The sequence below is a fragment of the Allobosea sp. genome (genome assembly GCF_051860145.1).
Classification (GTDB): Bacteria; Pseudomonadota; Alphaproteobacteria; order Rhizobiales; family Beijerinckiaceae; genus Allobosea.
Genome location: NZ_JBHYEM010000006.1, coordinates 29384 through 48858 on the forward strand (window position 1 = coordinate 29384; position 19475 = coordinate 48858).

A 19475-nucleotide genomic window follows, 5' to 3' on the forward strand; every position below is an offset into this window, starting at 1 on the left:
CCCCCACCCCGGGCCGCGCCCCGGGGGGGGTGGGGCGGGGGGCCGCTACAATCTGGGGGGCGCCCCCCCCCGCAATCCCGCTTAACCCCTCTGGCGTGCCATTCCGGGCGCGGCGGGCCGCCCCCACGCCGACGGCGGAGGACTGGACGAAGCTCTCGACAGTCTGGAAGGCCGAACTCGAGCGGCGCATCGACCGGCTGACACGCCTGCGCGACCATATGAGCGACTGCATCGGCTGCGGCTGCCTCTCGGTGAAGAGCTGCCCGCTGCACAATCCCTGGGATCGGCTCTCGGAGCAGGGGCCCGGCCCGCGTCTGCTCGATCCGGATTGAGAGGGCGGCGCGTCATTCTCGGGCGAAGCGTAGCGCAGACCCGAGAATCTCATTCAGGATAGGGCGCCCTTTCGTCCTGAGATGCTCGGGACGAGCCCGAGCATGACGCTATCCGCCTCGCCTCAGTTCGCCTGGTGCAGCTCCGCCAGCGGGAACTTGGCGACATCGGCCAGCAGCTCGGCGAAGCCCTTGGCCTGGAAAGCCGCCGTCGCCTTGCCCTTCTCGGCGGTGGCGAGGCTGGCATCGCCTGCCGCGCCGGAGGGGTTCACGTCCTGCGCCATCCAGGCATGGGCATGCAGGCCGGTCGGGCGCAGCCAGGCGTATTCGCCCTGCATCTTGATGGTCGACGGCTCGAATCGCCCGGCCTTGCTCATGTCGACGAGGTCCGGCCGGAAATGCAGCATCAGCGAGGTCTCGATGTCGCCAGCATGGATGCCGTGATTGGCGTCGAGATCGGCATAAAGGCCCTGCGGCAGGCCGAAGGCGCGCCAGGCGGTCGTTACGGCCAGCATGCCGTGGCGCACGCGCAATTCGCGCGAAACGACCTTCATCGGGTCGATATTGCCGCCATGCGAGGTCACGATCACCAGCTTGCGCAGCCCGGCGCGCAGCACGCTCTCGCCGATATCGATCCAGCTCTGCGTCGCGCTCTCCCAGGACAGGGTGAGCGTGCCGGGCGAGTGCAGATGCTCGTTCGACTTGCAGATGGCGAGCGTTGGCAGCACCAGCACGTCGAGCCCGGCAGGGACCAGCGGCATCGCCTCTGCCAGCATCGCGTTCATGATCGTGGTGTCGACCGAGACCGGCAGATGCGGGCCATGCTGCTCGATTGCCGCCAGCGGCAGCACCGCGACGGTCGTGTCGGGCGAAAGCCCCTGGAAATCGGTGGTCTTCAGGTCGCCCCAGAAGCGCGCGGTCATTGTCTCAGGTCCTTGTATCGGTCGGTCGTGACAGGCGGTTGATGTCGTCGCTTTCGAGAACGCGCTTCGGTGCGCCCTGGCGGGCCACCGTCAGCATCGCCCTGGCGAGTGTCTCGCTCGACGTGAAATAGCGCGGCAGCAGACGCTCGAACACGGGCAGCACGGGCGTGATGACATCGTAGAGGATACGATAGAGCCGCGTCCGTGACCTGACGCCATGCGTCGGCCGGATCACGGCGGGGCGGATGATATAGACGCCCTTGAACGGCATGCGCAGCAGGGCGTTCTCGGTCCTGCCCTTGACGCGCGCCCACATGATCCGGCCGCTTTCGCTGCTGTCGGCGCCGGCCGCGGAAATGTGGACGAAGGTCATCGCCGGATTGAGCCGGGCGAGAACCTGCGCGGCCGCGAGCGGAATATCATGGGTGATCTGGCTGTAATCGGCCTCGCTCATGCCGGCCGAGGCGATGCCGAGGCAGAAGAAGCAGGCGTCGAAGCCGGAGAGCTCGCCTTCGATCGCCGAATAGTCGCCAAGGTCGGGATGAACGATCTCGCGCAGCTTCGCGTGCTCCTGACCGGTCGCGCTTCGCCCGATCGTGACGACCTCGCTCACCTCCGGATCGAGCAGGCATTCGCGCAGGACGCTTTGCCCGACCATGCCGGTGGCGCCGAAGATCAGCGCCCGCACAGCAGGCCGCCTTCCGAGAGGGCGCGCGCCGTCATTCCGCCGCCTGCGCCGCGTCGGCCTGCCAGTCCAGCAGCTTGCCGGGATTCATCAGGCCGAGCGGGTCGGCAAGGCGCTTGAATTCCGGCTGCGGCGCGTCGGTGCGCTTCCAGCCGGCATTGTTCAGCACCCAGGTATGCGGGTTCGAGGCCTGGATGCCGGCCTCTTCGGCCTGGCGCATGATCTCGGTCAGCCGCTCGGGCGTGGTGAAGCGCACCAGCGGCAGGCTGGAATGGTAGACACGGCCCTGGCGGCGCTGGAACTCGATATGGAACAGCACGTCGTCGCGGAAATGGGCCTCGGCCCAGTCGAGCAGATCGAGATTGCGGCCGGGCGGGAAGCGCAGCTGCAGATAGGTGATCGTCGGATCGACCTTGAGCGCATGAAGCGTGGTGTGGTTCCAGGTGTATTCGTAGAGCGGGCCGGGCGCACCCTTCTCGCGATGCTCGCCGAAAGCGGCGGCGCGCGCTTCGGCCGCGTTCCGGGAGTAGGTGACCGTGCCATCCATCCCCGCGATCAGCCGGTCGAGCTCGTCGGCCTGCGGCTCCGAGACCATCAGGATGGCGAAGGCCTTGTTCTCGCCGAGCCAAGGCGCGAGCCGGCGCAAATAGGGCGCGATGCGCGGATCGTGGATGCTGACCAGCTTCTTGGCGATGCCGTCGCATTCGGTGAAGGCCTGGCCGAAGGCGGCGGCCTGTTTCAGCGTGTCGAAGGTCGCGATGCGCTCGGCCCAGGCATGGGCGGGCGCGAGCGGCACCTCGACCTCGGTGATGATGCCGTTGACGCCATAGGCGTGCATCACCTTGAGGATCTCCTTGCCACGCAGCTCGATCAGCCGCGGCTCGGGCTCGACCGTCATCACCTCGACGGCGATCACGGCGCCGAGATTGTCGATCTGGCCCCAGGTGCAGGAGCCCGCGCCGGCCGCCCCGCCGGCGACGAAGCCGCCGAGCGTCGCCTGCGCCCGGGTCGAGGGATGCATGCGCAGTTCCTGGCCGAGCGGCGCCAGCGCCTTGTCGATGTCGAGCATGTTCGCGCCGGCCTCGAACCGGCCCGCGCCGAGCGTGGTCGCGACGACGCGGTTGAGGCGGGTCAGGTTCAGGAGCACGCCGCCCTCGAGAGGCACGGCCTGGCCGTAATTGCCGGTGCCGCCGCCGCGAACCGTCAGGGGGATCTGGTGGCGCGCGCAGGCGGCGGCGACGCGCCGGACCTCGTCCTTGTTCTTCGGCAGGATGACGAGCTCCGCTTGCTTGCCGTCGAGATCGGGCTTGAGGACCGGCGAGAACCAGAAGAAGTCGCGGCTATGCATGCGCAGCGAGGGCGCATCGTCATAGATCGTCAGGTCGGCGAGTTCGGCGCGCAGCGCGGCGAGGGCAGGGCGGGTCATGGCGTCACCAGATGCGGCGGCAGAGGGCAGGCCTCCACCTTAGCCCGGCGGGCCGGCGGCGGAAGCGTTTCCCCTGCATGCCGTGGCAGGGCTGCGAGCGCAACCTCTGCTGTGGATTGAGGCATTTGCCCAATCTCTGTGCGTAAGCGCGCTTTGGCGCATTTCCAGCGGGCCGTCGCGCATGGCATATAAGTTGCTCACCCGCGGTCGAAGCCAGTGCCCGGGTGGCGCGCCGAAATCTCGCGGAGGTTCGATTACGATGACGATGAAATACCGCGTGAGCCGCCGCGCCGCGCTCGGCCTGATCGGTGGCTCCGCCGCCTCGGCCCTGATCCCAATGCCTGGTGCCAGGGTCAACGCGCAGACGCTCGATAAGGTCAGCTACCAGACCAACTGGCGCGCCCAGGGCGAGCATGGCGGCTTCTATCTCGCGCTCGCCAACGGCATCTACAAGAAATACGGCATCGACGCCGATATCCGCATGGGCGGCCCGCAGCAGAACCCGTCCCAGCTCCTGCTCGGCGGGCGCGTCGACATGATCATGTCGAATTCCTTCGAGGCGATCCGCTATGCGCAGGAGGGCCTGCCCTTCATCTGCATCGCCTCGATCTTCCAGAAGGACCCGCAGGTCCTGATCTCGCATCCCGGCCAGGGCAACGACACGCTCGCCGCGCTCAAGGGCAAGCCGATCCTGGTCGGCGCCGGCGGGCGCACCAGCTTCTGGCCCTTCCTGAAGGCGAAGTTCGGCTTCGTCGACGAGCAGGTCAGGCCCTACACCTTCAACATGGCGCCGTTCCTGGCCGACAAGACGATCTCGCAGCAGGGCTTCCTGTCGTCGGAGCCCTTCGCGATCCAGAAGGCGGGCGTCAACCCGGTGGTGCATCTCCTCGCCGATGCCGGCTTCGCCAATTACAACACCACGATCAACATCTCGAAGAAGATGGTCGACGAGAAGAAGGACGTGGTGCAGCGCTTCGTCACCGCGACCCTTGAGGGCTGGGCCGAATACATGAAGGGCGGGCCCAGTGTCGAGGCCGCCAACAAGCTGATCCTCAAGGACAATCCCGACATGGATGCCGAGAAGATCGCCTATGCCGTCAAGGTCATGAACGAGCACGGCATCGTGCTCTCGGGCGATGCGCTGACGCTCGGCATCGGCGCGATGACCGATGCGCGCTGGGCCGAATTCTACAAGCAGATGACGGAGGCCGGCGTTTTCCCGGCTGGCATCGACATCAAGAAGGCCTATAGCCTCGAATTCATCAACAAGGGCGTCGGCAAGGCGTAAAGCTCGTCATGCTCGGGCCTGTCCCGAGCATCTCTTGCCGGAGATTCTCGGGTCTGCGCTGCGCTCCGCCCGAGAATGACGGCGTTTCAGAACGGATCATCAGGCTTTGGACACAGCCTATCTGAGCAGACCCCATGTCGAAGGCAGCGGCGCCAGGCCGCTGGTTTCGATCCGGCATGTTTCGAAGCAGTTCGCCAACGGCACGCTCGCCGTCCGCGACGTCAATCTCGACCTGGGCACGGGCGAGTTCATCAGCCTGCTCGGCCCTTCGGGCTGCGGCAAGTCGACCCTGCTGCGCATGATCGCGGGCCTCGGCGCGCCCTCGACGGGCACGATCGACTGGCCGACGACGAGCCATGACGCCTCCGGCAAGCCGGAGCGCGATCTCGGCTTCGTCTTCCAGGATCCGACGCTGATGCCCTGGGCCAATGCGCTGGCCAACGTCATGATGCCGCTGATCCTCAAGCATGTGCCGAAGCGCGAAGCCGAGGAACGCGCCGCCGAGATGCTGGCGCTGGTCGGGCTGAAGGGCTTCGAGACATCCTATCCGCGCGAGCTTTCGGGCGGCATGAAGATGCGGGTCTCGATCGCCCGCGCGCTGGTGATGCGGCCGAAGATCCTGCTGATGGACGAGCCCTTCGCGGCGCTGGACGAGATCACCCGCCACCGCCTGAACGACGATTTGCTCGAGCTCTGGTGGAAGACGAAATTCACCGCCGTCTTCGTCACCCATTCGGTCTTCGAGTCGGTCTATCTCTCGAAGCGCATCGTCGTCATGGCGGCCCGGCCCGGGCGCGTCATGGCCGATCTCGATGTCGACGCGCCCTATCCACGGGACGAGCTGTTCCGCACCTCCTCGGATTACGCCCATCTCTGCCGCGTCGTCTCCGGCAAGCTCAAGGAGGCGATCGGCTCATGAGCGCGCCATCCCTGGACACCACGCTGCCACAGGTGCCGCATGACGGCACCGATGCCGAGGCGCGGCCGGTCTTTGCGACCGAGCCGCGCATCCTCGGCCTGCCGTCGAGCGCCTGGCCGCGCATCCTGGCGCCGATTGCCGTCGGCCTGTTTGCACTGGCGCTCTGGGAAGGGCTGGTCCGCTGGTATGCGATCCCGCCCTATATCCTGCCCGGCCCCCTCCTGATCGGCCAGACGTTGGTCGCCGACTGGGGGACCTTGTCCGGTTCGCTCTGGATCACCTTGCGCATCACCTTCATGGCGCTGTTCGCCGCGGTCGTCGTCGGCGTGACCCTGGCGGTGCTCTTCACCCAGTCGAAATGGCTGGAGATGTCGCTATTGCCCTATGCAGTGGTGCTGCAGGTCACGCCGATCGTTGCGATCGCGCCGCTGATCATCATCTGGGCCGGCGACATCAATCTCTCGCTCCTGATCTGCGCCTGGATCGTCGCCTTTTTCCCGATCCTCTCGAACACGATCCTCGGGCTGAACTCGGCCGACCACAACCTGATCAATTTCTTCCAGCTCTACGGCGCGACGCGCTGGCAGACGATGCGCTATCTCAAGCTGCCGGCGGCGCTGCCCTATTTCCTGGCGGGCTTGAAGATTTCGGGCGGCCTGGCGCTGATCGGCGCGGTCGTGGCCGAGTTCGTCGCCGGCACCGGCGGCAGCGAGTCGGGCCTCGCCTACCGCATCCTCGAGGCCGGCTACCAGCTCAAGATTCCGCGCGTCTTCGCGGCGCTGATCATGATCTCCCTGTCGGGTATCGCGATCTTCCTGGCGACGAGCTGGATCTCGCATCTGCTGCTGCGGCGCTGGCATGAGAGCGCGCTGAAGCGGGAGAATTGAAAGCGTCATGCTCGGGCTTGACCCGAGCATGACGGAAACAAGCCCTTCCTTCATGAGATTCTCGGGTCAAGCCCGAGAATGACGGGTTAGTCGGAGAAACCATCATGAGCGCTGCTCCGGACCGTATGACGAAAGCCGCCCAGCCCTCGCGCTACGACATTGCGGGCTTCAAGGCCGAGATCGTCGGCATCCCGGTGATCGACGAGGCGCAGGTGGTGCGCAAGCGCTCGCGCGACTTCTTCTGGTACTCGCCGATTCTCAACGCCGAGCTCGCCAACAAATCGGCCGACATCATCGTCAGCCCGCGCGACGAGGCTGAAATCGTGCGGGTCGCTGCCGCCTGCGCCAGGCGGCGCATCCCGCTCACCGTGCGCGCGGCCGGGACCGGGAATTACGGCCAGGCCGTGCCCCTCGAAGGCGGCGTGCTCCTCGACATCACCGCGCTGACCGCGATCGAATGGCAGAAGCCGGGTGCGATCCGGGTCCAGGCCGGCGCCAGGCTCCTCGATATCGACATGGCGACGCGGCCTTCGGGCTACGAGCTGCGCATGCATCCCTCGACCAAGCGCTCGGCCACGGTCGGCGGCTTCGTCGCCGTCGGCTCGGTCACCTATGGCGGCCTGCGCGAGCCCGGCAACATCCTGGCGGCCCGCGTCGTCACGGTGGAAGAAGAGCCGCGTATCCTCGAACTGCGCGACGATGCCGCCCAGAAGGTCAACCGCGCCTATGGCACGACCGGCATCATCACGGCGCTCGAGATGCCGCTGGCGCCGGCCTGGCCCTGGATCGACGTCATCGTCGCCTTCGACGACTACATGGACGCCTTCCAGGCCGGCTACGAGGTCGCGCTGGCGGACGGCATCGTCAAGAAGCTGGTGACGCCGGTCTCATGGCCGATCCCGTCCTATTTCGGCGCGCTGAAGCAGCATTGCCCGCAAGGCAAATGCATCCTGATCTGCATGATCGCGGAAGCCTCGCTCGGACCCTTCAAGGCGATCATCGGGTCGCGTGGGCAGGTGACCTACGAGGCGCCGTCCGAGGAGGGGCCGGGCACCGTGCCGCTCTACGAATACACCTGGAACCACACGACCCTGCAATGGCTGAAGAGCGACCGCTCGATCACCTATCTGCAATGCCTATTCCCCCATGACCGGCTGGTCGAAAGTGCCCGCGAGATGATCGCGCGCTTTCCCGGCGAGGTTTTGGCGCATCACGAGTTCATCCGCTTCGGCGGCCGCGTCACCGCGAGCGCCCTGCCGATCCTGCGCTACACGACGCCGGAGCGGCTGAACGAGATCATCGCTCTGCACGAGGAGGCGGGCGTGATGATCGCGAACCCGCATGTCGTCTCGCTCGAGGCCGGCAGCCGGCACAAGCGGGCCGACGCCGACCAACTCGGCTTCAAGCACGAGGTCGATCCCCATGGCCTGATGAACCCCGGCAAGATGGCGAGCTTCTCGCCGAACCCGCGCTGATCAGGCGAAATAGGCGAGCTTCTCGCTTGCCGGCAGGGCATCGATCGCCCGCAGCTCCACTTCCGAGGTCGCCGGGGGGGCAGGGTGGCTCTGCACGGACGGCTTGGAACTGCTCTCGCCGGCTTCGGCGAAGACCAGGTCCTCCTCGATGATCTGAACCGTGCCCAGCCGCCGCTGGCTGGACGGCCTGCCTCGGACACGAGAGGACGTGTCCAGGGTCGAGTGCGGCTTGTCGTCGATCTCGACGATCTCGATATCGTCATAGTTCGACAGCGGGGCCGCCTCGGGCAGGTTGAACGCCTTGCTCGACGCCCGCGGCGCAGGGGCGCCGGCCGTCTCGCGTGCCGTCCCGGTGAAGGCGCGCAAGCTGCTGTCCAGCATCGCAATGGTGTCGGCGATCTTGCTGATCTGGTGCGCGGTGCCCTCGACCACCGCGGTCGCGGCATAGATCTCGGTCGAGCGGCGATCGAGCAGGTCGCACAATTCGTCGCCGGCCCCGCTCTCGCGCAGACTCCAGGCGGCTTCCTGGATGCTTTCCGTCGCGCTCAGAATGCCGCCGGCGGCATTTTCGATCCGGGCGGCAAGATGCGATGAGGGTTCGCTCGCCTTGCCGCTGATCCGCTCCAGATCCGTCCGCAGATCGGCGATGAGGGCAATCGCCTCGCGCAGGTCGGGGCCGCTCGCCGGCTGCGACGCCGGCTGCCCAATGGCACGCTGCAGCTTGGTGATGGCGGCGAGCACCTTCGTCGTGTCGGCCTGCCGGTTGCGCTTGGCGTGCTCGGCCATGAACCAGCGCCCGCGCGCCGTTTCCATGACGGCCGCGGCGATGGCCTCGTAGTCGCCCTCGCTCAGGGGGGTCAGCGAACGTGCGTCGCTCATGGCGAACCTGCTCTTGGGGACCGGTCGAAGTCACTTTCGCCGGTCGTGATGCTCCATCGGGAATCGTGCCGTGATATTGCTTAAGGAATTGCTGCTGACGCCGCCTGGACCTGCGTCGTCGCCGCTCGGGCAGCCGGCGGCCGTGCCGGGCCCGCGATGCTTGCCAAGCGCACGCCGTGCGGCGATACAGGTTCGGGGGTAAACTTGGCCGGACGCTGTCGCGCCGGGGCTGGTCGCTGACCTGACCAGGGCTGCTCGGGGGACATCAGGGAGACCATGGCGAGCCTCGACACCGCCGAGCCCCAGGCTGTCTTTCGCGACGATGCAGGCGTGCTCGCGATCGCGCTTGCCGGCTCGTGGAGCGCCGAATGCGCGCCGCGCATCGAGGCGCTGATCGAGGAGATCGGCGAGCGGATCAAGCAGGCCTCGCGCGCCACGCTCGACCTCTCGGCCGTCGCGCGGCTCGACACGCTCGGCGCCTATGTCCTCAACCGCCTCAAGACCGAGCGCGAGGAGGAGGGGGCGGCCGTCGAGATCGTCAGCCGGCAGCCGGAGCATGCCGTGCTCCTCGCCGAGGTCAACATACACGACACCGAGGTGGCGCCTCCGGTCCAGCATTTCGGCATCGTCAGCGTCCTGGTCAATATCGGGCGCGCGGTCGTGCGTTTCGGACGCGACATGGTCGGCGGCGCGATGTTCCTCGGCGAAGTGATCGTCGGCTCCGCCGGCGTCGTGCTCGGGCCGCGCAAGTTCCGCGGGCCTTCGCTGGTCAACCAGATCGAGCTCATCGCCTTCAATGGCGCGCCGATCATCATGCTGATCTCGTTCCTGGTCGGCTGCATCGTCGCCCAGCAGGGCATTTTCCAGCTGCAGCAGTTCGGCGCCACGCCCTTCGTCGTCAACCTGACCGGCATCCTGATCCTGCGCGAGCTCTCGGTCCTGCTGACCTCGATCATGATCGCCGGCCGCTCCGGCTCGGCCTTCACCGCCGAGATCGGCTCGATGAAGATGCGCGAGGAAATCGATGCGCTCCGGGTGATGGGGCTGGACCCGATCGAGGTCCTGGTCGTGCCGCGCATCCTGGCGCTGATCATTTCCCTGCCGATCCTGACCTTCATCTCCTCGATGTCGGGCCTGACCGGCGCGGCCCTGGTGACCTGGCTCTATGGCGGCATCGGGGTCGACACCTTTCTGGCGCGCCTGCAATCGGTGATCACCTGGCAGCATTTCGCGGTGGGCCTGATCAAGGCGCCGTTCATGGCCTTCGTCATCGGCCTGATCGCCTCGATCGAGGGGCTCGCGGTCAAGGGCTCGGCCGAATCGCTGGGCCGTCAGGTCACCGCGTCGGTAGTGAAGGCGATCTTCATGGTGATCGTGGTGGACGGGCTATTCGCCATGTTCTTTGCATCCATCCAGTTCTGAGGGCGGTAAGCTGAGCATGAGCGCAGACCGGGCCGAGGGGCCGAAGCATCCGCAGCCGGATGGCGGCGCGGGCCGGCCTGAGCGAGAGCAGGCCGAGCCGGAGGCCGTGATCCGCGTGCGCGATCTCAAGGTCGCTTTCGGTGACAAGGTGATCATGGACGGCCTCGATCTCGATGTGATGCGCGGCGAGATCCTCGGTTTCGTCGGCGGATCGGGAACGGGCAAATCGGTCCTGACCCGCACGATCCTCGGCCTGGTGCGCAAGCGTCGCGGCACGATCGAAGTGCTCGGCGAGAATGTCGACGACCTGACCGGCGCCGACAGGCGCAAGCTCGAGCGCCGCTTCGGCGTGATGTTCCAGCACGGCGCGCTGTTCTCGGCGCTCAGCGTCAAGCAGAACATCCAGGTGCCGATGCGGGAATATCTCAAGCTCTCGCCGAAGCTGCTCGACGAAATGGCGATGCTGAAGCTCGAAATGGTTGGCCTGAAGCCGGATGCGGCGAACAAGGCGCCCTCCGAATTGTCCGGCGGCATGATCAAGCGGGCGGCGCTGGCGCGCGCGCTCGCGCTCGACCCCGAGATCGTCTTCCTCGACGAGCCGACCTCGGGGCTCGATCCGATCGGCGCCGCCGAGTTCGACGAGCTGATCATGACCCTGAAGCAGACTCTGGGCCTCACCGTCTTCATGGTGACCCATGACCTGGACAGCCTATATTTCGCCTGTGACAGAATAGCCGCCCTGGCGGATAAACGGGTCATAGCGGTCGGCACGCTTGCGACGATGCTGGCCTCCGACCATCCCTGGTTGAAAGCCTATTTCGGCGGCGAGCGCGCCCGCGCCCGCCTGCCTGCCGACGGGACAGGCCATTGAAACCCGTCCGGTCCGTTCCGCCCAATCGGCGAAACCAAGCGTCACATGGCGAGTTTGGAGCGTTGATGTTGCCTGAAAGCTGCTTCGCCCCCGCCGGAATCTTGGTTTAACGTCAAGACAATGGAATCGCGCGCCAACTATGCACTGGTCGGCCTGTTCACGCTTGCGGTCCTCGCGGCGATGTTCGGCTTCGTGTACTGGTTCAACAGCGGCCTCGCCGGCCGCCGGCAGGACGTGCGCGTCGTCTTCAGTGGCACGGTCACGGGGCTCGGGCGCGGCTCGAGCGTACTGTTCAACGGTTTGCGGGTCGGCGAGGTCACGCGGATCGAATTGCAGCCGGACGACCCGCGCCGGATCTACGCCGTCATCCAGGTCGACAACACGACGCCGCTGCGGGTCGATACTAGGGCCCGCATCGAGGCGCAGGGCCTTGCCGGCGTGGTCGCGGTGCAGCTTCTCGGCGGCGATCCGGCTTCGCCGGTCCTGACCGCCCAGCCCGGCCAGTCGATGCCGACGATCATCGCCGAGCGCTCGGAGTTCCAGGACATTCTCGAGACTGTCCGGACCATCGCCAAGCGCGCCGAAGACGTGCTCGGCAGCGTCGAGGGCCTGGTCAAGGAGAATGCCGAGCCGATCAGCAATACCGTCAGGAACATCGAAAAATTCTCCGCCGCGCTCGGTAACAACTCGGACGGGGTCGACAAGTTGATGGCGAGCTTCGGCCAGATCGCCGAGACGGTCGCGCCCCTGTCCCAGAAGCTCGGCACCCTGAGCGAGGAACTGACCGAGGTCGTCAAATCGGTCGATCAGAAGAAGGTCGCCAATATCGTCGACAACGTCGACAAGTTCACCGCGGCGCTCGGCGGCTCCAGCGGCGATGTCGGCAAGGCGGTGAAGGACATCGCCTCGATCACCGAGAAGCTGAACAAGGCGGCCGACCAGGTCGAGGGCGTGCTGAAGGCCGCGCAATCCTTCCTGAACTCCGAGGACGGGCAGGGCGCTCTCGTCGAGGTCGGCAATGCGGCGAAATCGATTCGCGTCCTCGCCGACAATCTCGACAAGCGCACCGCCGAGATCACGACCGGCATCAACCGCTTCACCGGCCCGGGGCTGAGGGATATCGAGGCGCTGGCAACGGATGGCCGCAGGACCCTGACCGACCTGAACCGGACCCTGCGCAGCCTGGAGCGCAATCCGCAGCAATTCATCTTCGGCGGCAAGCCGCCGCTTCCTCAATATGGCGGATCGCGCTGACATGACGCTGCCTTTCCTCGCCGCGCGTCTGCGTCGGCCCAAACCTGGCGTCACAGCCCTGTTGCTGGCTGTTTGCCTGCCGCTCGCCGCTTGCGGGGGCGGCCCGACGCCGACGACCTATGACCTCTCGGCGCCGCGCGATTTCGGCCGCACGGGCGGCGGCCCGCCGATGGTGGTGGCCGAGCCGACGACGGTGCAGACGCTCGATTCCGACCGCGTGATCGTCAAGGATTCGGCGGGTGCCCTGTCATTCCTCGGCGGGGCGCAATGGGCCGATCGCGTGCCCAAGCTGGTCCAGACGCGCCTCGTCCAGACCTTCGAGAACGGTGGGCGGCTCGCGTCGGTCTCGCGCCCGGGCGAGCGGATCGTGCCCGACCTGCAGCTCAACACCGATATCCGCAGCTTCAACATCGATGTGGCCTCCGGCAGCGCCGTGGTCGAGATCACGGCTAAGCTCGTCGGCGACAAGACCGGCCGCATCCAGCGCGCCCGCCTCTTCTCGGCGCGCGTACCGGCTGGTGCGGTCGATGGCGGCGCGGCGGCGCAGGCGCTCGACAAGGCCCTGTCGCAGGTGCTGATCCAGATCGTGCGCTGGACCGGGCACGGCTGACATCCATCGCGCGACGCCGCCTGCGGTGAGGCGGGCAGGCGTTTTGAGCCGGGCTGCTGGACGATGGTCCGGCACCCTGCATAATGGCTCATGCGCTTCACCAAGTGGGATTATCTGGCCTTTCCGCTGCTCGCCGCGATCCTGATCGGCGTGGGCTACGGCGCCTTGCGCCTGGTCGGATTCTTCGGCCTCGGGGTCCTGGGGCTGGTGATCGCTTTCGTCACGGTGCGGATGGATCTGGAGCGTGACGGGGCAAGCTCCGAGCCGGATGTCCTTGCCCAGCAGTTCAAGGCTAGGGACCGCATGTCGCGCGCCGAGAGAGCCGGGATGCATGCCGACTACGCGGCGCGCTTGCGCCCGCTTTTCGTCGCCCAGGTCATCGCGGCCGGGTTCATCATCCTCGGCTTCGGCTTCCATTTCCTGCTTTGAAGCGCTCTTCGCGCATGGCGGAGAGGGCGTCGCAGGTCCGCCTGATTGCCCGCCCCAACGAAAAAGGCCGCCCTTCCGGGCGGCCTTTTTCTTCATTGGGGTGATCAGCGCTTACTCGAAGCGCCCGCTGGCATGGGCCAGCATGGTGTAGACCTTGCCGGTCTCGGAGGTGAGATAGGTCTTGGCGACCATCGAATCGCGGTCGTCCTTGGCCGCCTCGCCGAGCAGGCGCTCGAACTCGTCGATATAGCGGTCGACCGTCTCCTTGAACTCCGCGTCGCGGCGATATTTGCGCCGGATCTCGTCGAAGGTCTGCTGGCCCTGCAGCGTGTAGAGCCGGCGCGTGAAGACGTTGCGCTCGCCGCGCTTGTAGCGGTCCCACAATTCGACGGCGGCGTCATGGTCGATCATGCGGGCGATATCGACCGACAGCGAGTCGAGTTTCTCGATCGAATGGGCGGTCGGCTTGCTGGTCTCCGGCGCGCGCTCCTCGCGCGAGGCGCGGTTCAGCAGGTCGGAGAGCCAGCCGGCCTTGGCCGGCGGGGCCTCTGCCGGTGCCGTGCGGCGCTGCGCCTCCGGAGCGGGGGCCGGACGCACCGGCGCGGCTTTCACCTCGGCGGCGGGCTCGGGTTTAGCAGGCTCGGGAGACGCATCGATCGAGGGCCGCAGCAACGGCTCGGCGATCGTAACCGCGCGCGCCTGGGTGGCGGGCGCGGAATAGGCGGGCGCTGCAGGCGCGGCCGAAACCGCGCGGCGGGTCTCGGTGCCGCCGGCAACGTCGCTGTTGCGGCCGGAGCGCGTGACGATCTCGGTCAGCTCGTTGAGCGCCTTGATCTGGTCGGCCACGACGCGCCGCATCGCCGCCGTCGATTCCTGCGTTTCGCGCGGGAGATCGAGCACGCCGCGCTTCAATTCGGCGCGGGTCGATTCCAGCTCGCGCTGGATCTCGGAGGAGATGGTGCGCATGTCCTGCGCCGCGCCCTGGAAGCGTTCCGTGACCTTGGCGAGCTCGTTCCCGACCTCGTTGGTGACTTGCTCATAGGCCGAGCGCAGCGCGTGAGCGGTGCGCTCGCGCTCCTTGCCGGTGGTGGCGCGGATCAGCTCGAACTGCTGCGTGATCGCGCCGGTGGTGGCTTCTGCCGAATCGGTCAGCACGCCGCCGATCTGGCGCGCGCGCGCCTCGGCGCCGCTGAGCGATTCGTCGATCAGGGCCGCGAAGGAGCGGGTGATCGATTCGATGTCGTCGGTCTTGCCGGCGATCAGCCCATGCAGCTCGTCGAGCGAGTCCTTGCGCTCGGCGAGCGCCTTGCCGACGCGCGCCTCGACCTGCTCGAGCCGCGAGGCGACAGCGTGGAGCGCCGCCGTGCTGGCCTGCGTGGCTTCGCTGAGCGAAGCGCCCTGGCCATCGAGCTGGCCCACCAGCGCGGTGGTCTGGCGCAACGTCCCCTCGGAGAAGGCCTTCAGCTCCTCGACCTGCGCGGAGACCTGCTGCGAGGCGCTCTTCGTCTCGTCCATCACCGTGGCGAGCACGCTCTGGAGCTCGTGGACGCGGGTCGACAGCCCGCTCTCGATCGAGGCGAGGTTCTTGTTGGCGCCGCTGACGATCTGTTGCATCAGCTTGTTGGCCTCGCCGAGGCGTCCCAGCATACCGCCGAGCTCGCCGCGAAGCTGCTCGTTGGTGTTGACCAGCGCATCGACGGATTGGCGCGTACCGGCCTCGAGCGTCTCGCGCAGGCCGGACGAAGACGTGTCCAGTGCGGTTGTGATCTCCGAGCCACGCTCGCGCAGCCCGGCGATGATCGAGGAACCGCGATCCTCGATCGCGCTCACCACCGACTCGCCCACGCTTGCGACTTCGCTCGCGATCGCCGCTCCGCGCTGGCCCAGCGCCGCGATCATGCCGCCGCCCCGGTCGTCGAACAGGGCGCGCAGCTCCTCGGCGCGTGCGCCGAGCGAGGCGGAGATCTCTTCCGACTTGCCGTGCAGCGTGTCGGCGATCTGCTGGCCGCGTGTATCGAGCGTGCCGGAGACGGTGTCGAGCCGGTTGACCACGCGCTCCTCGAAGCGCGCGACGCTCTGGTCGAGCGTGTCTGCGATTTGCAGCGCCCGCCCGCCCAGCGTGGCGTTGATGGTGTCCGCCTTCTCGCTGAGCGTGCGCGTGAGCGACTCGCTCTTGGAGGTGACGACCTCGCCGATTTCGTCGGCCTTGGCTGCCAGCGCGCGGGTGACCTCGCGCCCGCCCTCCGCCAGCACACGGGCGATATCGACCGTGCGTTCGACCAGGGCTTCGTTGAGAGCCGTGGCGCGCGAGCCGAGATTGCCGTCGATGCGGGCGATCAGGCCGTCCAGCGAGGTGGCGATCTCGGCGCTCTTGGCGCCCGAGCGCTCCTCGAAGACCTTGATCTGGCCTTCCATTGCGGCAGCGGCTTCCTGCGTCCGCGCAGCCAGGATCTCGGCCGCCTCGGCCGCACGCTGCCCGACCTTGTCGGCCAGGGCCTGGCCGTCTTCCGTCAGCAGCTTCTCGACCTGGCCGAGGCGCATGGCGACGGCGTCGGTGAAGCTGCGCGAGTCGTCCGAGAGCTTGGTCACGAGCGAGCCGCCTTGCCGGACCACGATCTCCTCGAAGGCGTCGAGGCGGAGCCCGAGGGCGGCCTCGATATTGCGCCCCTGCGTGTCGAACAGGCTGGTGAAGGCAACGAGCCGCTCGCCGAGGCTGCTCTCGATGCCGCGCCCCTGCGTGTCGAACAGGTGCGTGAAGGCCGCGAGGCGCTCGTCGAGGCTGCCCTCGATACCGCGTCCCTGCGTATCGAACAGATGGGTGAGGGCGGCGAGGCGCTCGTTGAGGCTGATCTCGATGCCGCGACCCTGTGTGTCGAACAGGTGGGTGAGGGCGGCGAGGCGCTCATTGAGGCTGGTCTCGATGCCACGCCCTTGCGTGTCGAACAGATGGGCGAGGGCGGCGAGGCGCTCGTTGAGATTGGTCTCGATGCCGCGGCCCTGATTCTCGAACAGGTCGGCGAAGGAGGACAGGCGCGCTGCGAGCGTCCCGTCGATCTGCCGGCCCTGATTGTCGAAGAGCTGGTTCAGGGCGTCATGGCGGCTGGCCAGGGCTTCGTTCAGCGCCTGGGCACGGCTCTCGACCGAGCGCAGCATCGATTCGGCATTGGCCGACAGCGCCTCGTTGACGCGGCCGCCCTGCTGGGTCAGCGCGAGCACGATCTCCTTGCCGGTTCCGGCGAGCAGCGTGCGCGCCTCCTCGGCATGGATGGTGAAGGTGTCGTGCAGGCCTTGCGTCGCCTCGGTGACGCGCTCCGCGACATGGCGGCCATCGACATTGATGGTCTCGGTCAGCGTGCGCGTCGCCTCGGTCATCCGCCTTGCCAGGTCCTCGCTCTGCTCGCCGAGCAGGGTGTGGACCTCGCGGCCGGTGCTGACGAGATCGCGGATCATCGTCTCGCGCTGTTCGCCGAGCAGCGTGCCGACCTCCTGGCTCGCCCCGGTCAGACGCGTGATGAAGCCGCTCTGCTGCTGCTCCAGCGCCTCGCGGGCGCCGTCCACGCTCTCGTTGACCCGGGCGGCAAGGAGGTTGCCTTGTTCGCCGAGCTTGGCATGCAGGCTCTCGCCGGTGTCGGCGAGCTGTGCGATCAGCGCCCCGCCGCGCTCGGCCAGCAGCCCATGCACGGAGCGGCCGACATCGGCGACGCGCGTGACCAGGGCCTGGCTCTGGCCGCTCAGCAGATCCTGCATCTCGAGGCCCGCCTGCGAGACCTTCACTGTCATGGAGCCGGCCTGCTCCTCGAGCAGGGCGCTCACCTTGGTACCGGTCTCGGACAGGCTGCCGACGAGCGACTCGCGCTGCTCGCTGATCAGGTTCTCGACCTCCTGGCCGGCGAGCCCGAGGCGCGCGACCAGCGTGTCGCTTTGCGCGCCGATCAAGGTCTGGACCTCGCGACCGGTCTGGCCGAGGCGGGTCACCAGCGTGTCGCCCTGCTGGCCGATCACGCCCTCGACTTCCTTGCCGGCGAGCGAGACGCGCGAGACCAGCTTCTCGGACTGCTGGTCGAGCAGGCCGTGCACGATCTCGCCGGTCTCGGAGAGGCGGGTCACCAGGCTGCCGCCCTGTTCGGTGAACAGGCCGTGGATGCTGGTGCCGACTTCGGTGATCCGCGTGGTCAGCTCGTCGCCGTGGCGGTTGACCGCATCGCCGAGGGATTTCCCGGCTTCGTCGACGCGCAGCACGATCGCGTCGCCGCGCTCGCGCAGCACGTCCTCGACCGTCCGCGTCGCCTCGCTCAGGCGGTTGACCAGGCTCTCGCCCTGGGTGTCGATGAGGCCATGCACGTTGTTGCCGACCTCGAGCAGGCGCGAGGCGATGATCTCATGCTGGCGGTTGAGCAGGCCATGGACGCCGCGGCCGACCTCGGCGAGCCGGGTGGTGACGCTTTCGCCCTCGCTGGAGAGCGAGCTGCGCAGGGTCTCGCCGGTCTCGGCGAGGCGCTGGGTCAGGCTTTCGCTCTGGCCGTCGAGGAGATCGACCAGCGTGCGGCCGCTCTGCTCGAAGCGCTCGGCGACGCTGGTGCCGCGCGCGGAGATTTCCTGAGCCAGGCCTTCGCCCGTCTGCCTCAGGGTCTCGTTGACGGTCTCGACGCGGGTCGCCAGCGTGTCGACGACCTGCGAGCCGGTCTCGCTGATCGCTTTGGTGACGTCGCGCGCGCTCGTCGTCAGCCCGTCGGTCAGGGCAGCACCCGTGCGTTCGAGCGAGGAGGCGATCTCCTGGGCCCGACCGTCGAGCATCGTCGAGAGATTGTCGCTGGCGCCCGAGAGCCGTTCGCTGACCTCGCTGGAGGTGACCTGCAGGCGCTCGACCAGCTCGTTCCCGCGTCCGCTGATCTCGTCGACCATGCGCTCGCCGGCGCGGCCGAGCGCGATGGTGATCTGGTCGCCCTTCTCGCCGAGCGAGCCCGTGACACGGTCTCCCGCTTGCGACACGGCCTCGGCAATCGCACGGCTGGCGCTTTCCAGGTCCTTCGACAGGCTCTCATGGGCGCCGCTGATCGCGAATTTCACACGTTCGGCATTGCCGACCACCGATTCACGCTGCGTGACGAGTTCGTCGATGAGCGAGCGCAGCCGGATCTCGTTATCGGCATAGGCGCGTTCGAGCGTCGCGATCTCGCCGCGCACGATCGTCTCGAGTTCGCCGGCGCGCGCCACGGCGCGCTCGATGCCGTCGCCCATGGCGGCGACCTCGCGGCGGATGGTCTGGCTCAGCGAGAGCACGGAATCGGCGCCGACCACCTCGGGTTCGGCCAGCCGCAGCGCGACCTCGGTCATGGCGCGCGAAACGAGCCGCATTTCCTGGGTGCGGCGATAAAGCGCCGCGAGCACGAAGAAGAAGACGACGGGCGCGCCGATGGCGAGGGTGAGCAGGGCCCACTCGCCCGGACCGAACGCAGCCATCCCCTCGGGCAGGCCGTTATTGAACGAGCCGAAGCGGCTGACGAGCACGAAGGCGGCTCCGCCAAGCCAGGCCAGCGAGGCCAGGGCGGCGATCCAATAGGGGCGCGACGAGGGGCGCGCCGAGAAGGCATGGACGAGCGAGCTCGAGTCGCGCCGGTCGTCATTGGCGACGCGGCTGGTGTCGGGCGCGATCGCCGCACGCGGCGTAGCCGGCTGCGCCGCGGGAGCGGCTTCCTGCCTCGGCACCGCCTCGACGCGCGGCAGGTCGAGCTTGAGATCGCTCTCGGCCGCTGAAGGCAGCTTTGGTTCCGGTGCCGGATCAGAGTCGGCGGAAGGCTTGGACTGGTCGAGCCGCAGAGCCTCCTCGATGGCGGACATCGCCGCTTCCGTCGGATCCTGGAGCTTGTTCTGCCGGGTCATGATTGCCGCCTCGCCACGCTACTTCGACGGGCGCCGCCGTCGCGTTCCTCGTTCTGCGGGGCGCCGCCTCTGGCGCTCGGCATCAGGAGGGACAATGCGCCCATCATTTACCACTTGGAAGGGTAGTGGAGCGTTCCTGTGATTGAAACCCATTTGAGGCCTCGATTCACAAACGTCGTTAACGCCTCGTTCACCATG

At 67.4% G+C, this 19475-nt stretch carries 14 protein-coding genes and 1 pseudogene; 10 read left to right on the forward strand and 5 right to left on the reverse strand.

Going from position 1 to position 19475, the window contains the following annotated elements:
- Positions 1-332 (forward strand): annotated as a pseudogene (locus tag ACTIF2_RS12040) (MerR family DNA-binding protein); the annotation flags it as partial.
- A 122-nt stretch (positions 333-454) separates the two neighbouring features.
- Here the strand turns inward: ACTIF2_RS12040 and ACTIF2_RS12045 are convergent.
- The 3 genes from ACTIF2_RS12045 to ACTIF2_RS12055 are packed head-to-tail and all read right to left on the reverse strand — an operon-like array spanning position 455 to position 3363.
- Complete coding sequence (locus tag ACTIF2_RS12045) at positions 455-1252, reverse strand: creatininase family protein (RefSeq protein ID WP_439497315.1); 798 nt, start codon at positions 1250-1252, stop codon at positions 455-457.
- A gap of 4 nt (positions 1253-1256) precedes the next feature.
- Positions 1257-1940, reverse strand: coding sequence for an NAD-dependent epimerase/dehydratase family protein (locus tag ACTIF2_RS12050; protein WP_439497316.1), 684 nt, complete (start codon positions 1938-1940; stop codon positions 1257-1259).
- A 31-nt stretch (positions 1941-1971) separates the two neighbouring features.
- Positions 1972-3363, reverse strand: coding sequence for an FAD-binding oxidoreductase (locus ACTIF2_RS12055; RefSeq protein WP_439497317.1), 1392 nt, complete (start codon positions 3361-3363; stop codon positions 1972-1974).
- A gap of 277 nt (positions 3364-3640) precedes the next feature.
- Between ACTIF2_RS12055 and ACTIF2_RS12060 the strand changes: the two genes are divergently transcribed.
- From ACTIF2_RS12060 to ACTIF2_RS12075, 4 genes are all read left to right on the forward strand, one after another.
- Positions 3641-4651: an ABC transporter substrate-binding protein gene (locus ACTIF2_RS12060; protein ID WP_439497318.1), complete on the forward strand. Its 1011-nt coding sequence runs from the start codon at positions 3641-3643 to the stop codon at positions 4649-4651.
- A 106-nt stretch (positions 4652-4757) separates the two neighbouring features.
- Entirely contained in the window at positions 4758-5570 is an 813-nt protein-coding gene (locus ACTIF2_RS12065) for an ABC transporter ATP-binding protein (protein WP_439497319.1), read from the forward strand.
- Positions 5567-6457, forward strand: a complete 891-nt coding sequence (locus tag ACTIF2_RS12070) for an ABC transporter permease (RefSeq protein ID WP_439497320.1) — start codon at positions 5567-5569, stop codon at positions 6455-6457. Before ACTIF2_RS12065 ends, ACTIF2_RS12070 begins: the two co-directional genes overlap by 4 nt.
- A 104-nt stretch (positions 6458-6561) precedes the next feature.
- Positions 6562-7932 carry an FAD-binding oxidoreductase gene (locus ACTIF2_RS12075; protein ID WP_439497321.1) on the forward strand — a complete coding sequence of 457 codons (1371 nt, stop codon included), beginning with the start codon at positions 6562-6564 and terminating at the stop codon, positions 7930-7932.
- Here ACTIF2_RS12075 and ACTIF2_RS12080 read toward each other — a convergent pair whose 3' ends face one another.
- Positions 7933-8811: a hypothetical protein gene (locus ACTIF2_RS12080; protein ID WP_439497322.1), complete on the reverse strand. Its 879-nt coding sequence runs from the start codon at positions 8809-8811 to the stop codon at positions 7933-7935.
- A gap of 276 nt (positions 8812-9087) precedes the next feature.
- Here ACTIF2_RS12080 and ACTIF2_RS12085 point away from each other — a divergent pair, with 276 nt between their 5' ends.
- From ACTIF2_RS12085 to ACTIF2_RS12105, 5 genes are all read left to right on the forward strand, one after another.
- Positions 9088-10233 carry an MlaE family lipid ABC transporter permease subunit gene (locus tag ACTIF2_RS12085; RefSeq protein WP_439497323.1) on the forward strand — a complete coding sequence of 382 codons (1146 nt, stop codon included), beginning with the start codon at positions 9088-9090 and terminating at the stop codon, positions 10231-10233.
- A 154-nt stretch (positions 10234-10387) separates the two neighbouring features.
- The gene (locus tag ACTIF2_RS12090) at positions 10388-11104 is read left to right on the forward strand and encodes an ABC transporter ATP-binding protein (RefSeq protein WP_439497593.1); all 717 of its coding nucleotides are present in this window, start codon (positions 10388-10390) and stop codon (positions 11102-11104) included.
- A 120-nt stretch (positions 11105-11224) separates the two neighbouring features.
- Positions 11225-12358: an MlaD family protein gene (locus ACTIF2_RS12095; protein ID WP_439497324.1), complete on the forward strand. Its 1134-nt coding sequence runs from the start codon at positions 11225-11227 to the stop codon at positions 12356-12358.
- Position 12359: 1 nt separating this feature from the next.
- On the forward strand, positions 12360-12968 hold the full coding sequence (locus ACTIF2_RS12100; RefSeq protein WP_439497325.1) for an ABC-type transport auxiliary lipoprotein family protein: 609 nt from the start codon (positions 12360-12362) through the stop codon (positions 12966-12968).
- 90 nt (positions 12969-13058) lie between these two features.
- Entirely contained in the window at positions 13059-13397 is a 339-nt protein-coding gene (locus tag ACTIF2_RS12105) for a hypothetical protein (protein WP_439497326.1), read from the forward strand.
- A 111-nt stretch (positions 13398-13508) separates the two neighbouring features.
- Here the strand turns inward: ACTIF2_RS12105 and ACTIF2_RS12110 are convergent, their stop codons facing one another.
- Entirely contained in the window at positions 13509-19277 is a 5769-nt protein-coding gene (locus ACTIF2_RS12110; RefSeq protein WP_439497327.1) for an apolipoprotein A-IV repeat region-like domain-containing protein, read from the reverse strand.
- Between the last annotated feature and the right edge of the window lie 198 nt (positions 19278-19475).

What these genes read in the sequence shown, in the direction of transcription:
- ACTIF2_RS12090 (WP_439497593.1), top strand. Translation starts at nt 10,388, where the DNA reads ATGGACGGCCTCGATCTCGATGTGATGCGCGGCGAGATCCTCGGTTTC.
- ACTIF2_RS12105 (WP_439497326.1), top strand. Translation starts at nt 13,059, where the DNA reads ATGCGCTTCACCAAGTGGGATTATCTGGCCTTTCCGCTGCTCGCCGCG.
- ACTIF2_RS12045 (WP_439497315.1), bottom strand. Translation starts at nt 1,252, where the DNA reads ATGACCGCGCGCTTCTGGGGCGACCTGAAGACCACCGATTTCCAGGGG.
- ACTIF2_RS12095 (WP_439497324.1), top strand. Translation starts at nt 11,225, where the DNA reads ATGGAATCGCGCGCCAACTATGCACTGGTCGGCCTGTTCACGCTTGCG.
- ACTIF2_RS12070 (WP_439497320.1), top strand. Translation starts at nt 5,567, where the DNA reads ATGAGCGCGCCATCCCTGGACACCACGCTGCCACAGGTGCCGCATGAC.
- ACTIF2_RS12080 (WP_439497322.1), bottom strand. Translation starts at nt 8,811, where the DNA reads ATGAGCGACGCACGTTCGCTGACCCCCCTGAGCGAGGGCGACTACGAG.
- ACTIF2_RS12110 (WP_439497327.1), bottom strand. Translation starts at nt 19,277, where the DNA reads ATGACCCGGCAGAACAAGCTCCAGGATCCGACGGAAGCGGCGATGTCC.
- ACTIF2_RS12100 (WP_439497325.1), top strand. Translation starts at nt 12,360, where the DNA reads ATGACGCTGCCTTTCCTCGCCGCGCGTCTGCGTCGGCCCAAACCTGGC.
- ACTIF2_RS12075 (WP_439497321.1), top strand. Translation starts at nt 6,562, where the DNA reads ATGAGCGCTGCTCCGGACCGTATGACGAAAGCCGCCCAGCCCTCGCGC.
- ACTIF2_RS12085 (WP_439497323.1), top strand. Translation starts at nt 9,088, where the DNA reads ATGGCGAGCCTCGACACCGCCGAGCCCCAGGCTGTCTTTCGCGACGAT.
- ACTIF2_RS12055 (WP_439497317.1), bottom strand. Translation starts at nt 3,363, where the DNA reads ATGACCCGCCCTGCCCTCGCCGCGCTGCGCGCCGAACTCGCCGACCTG.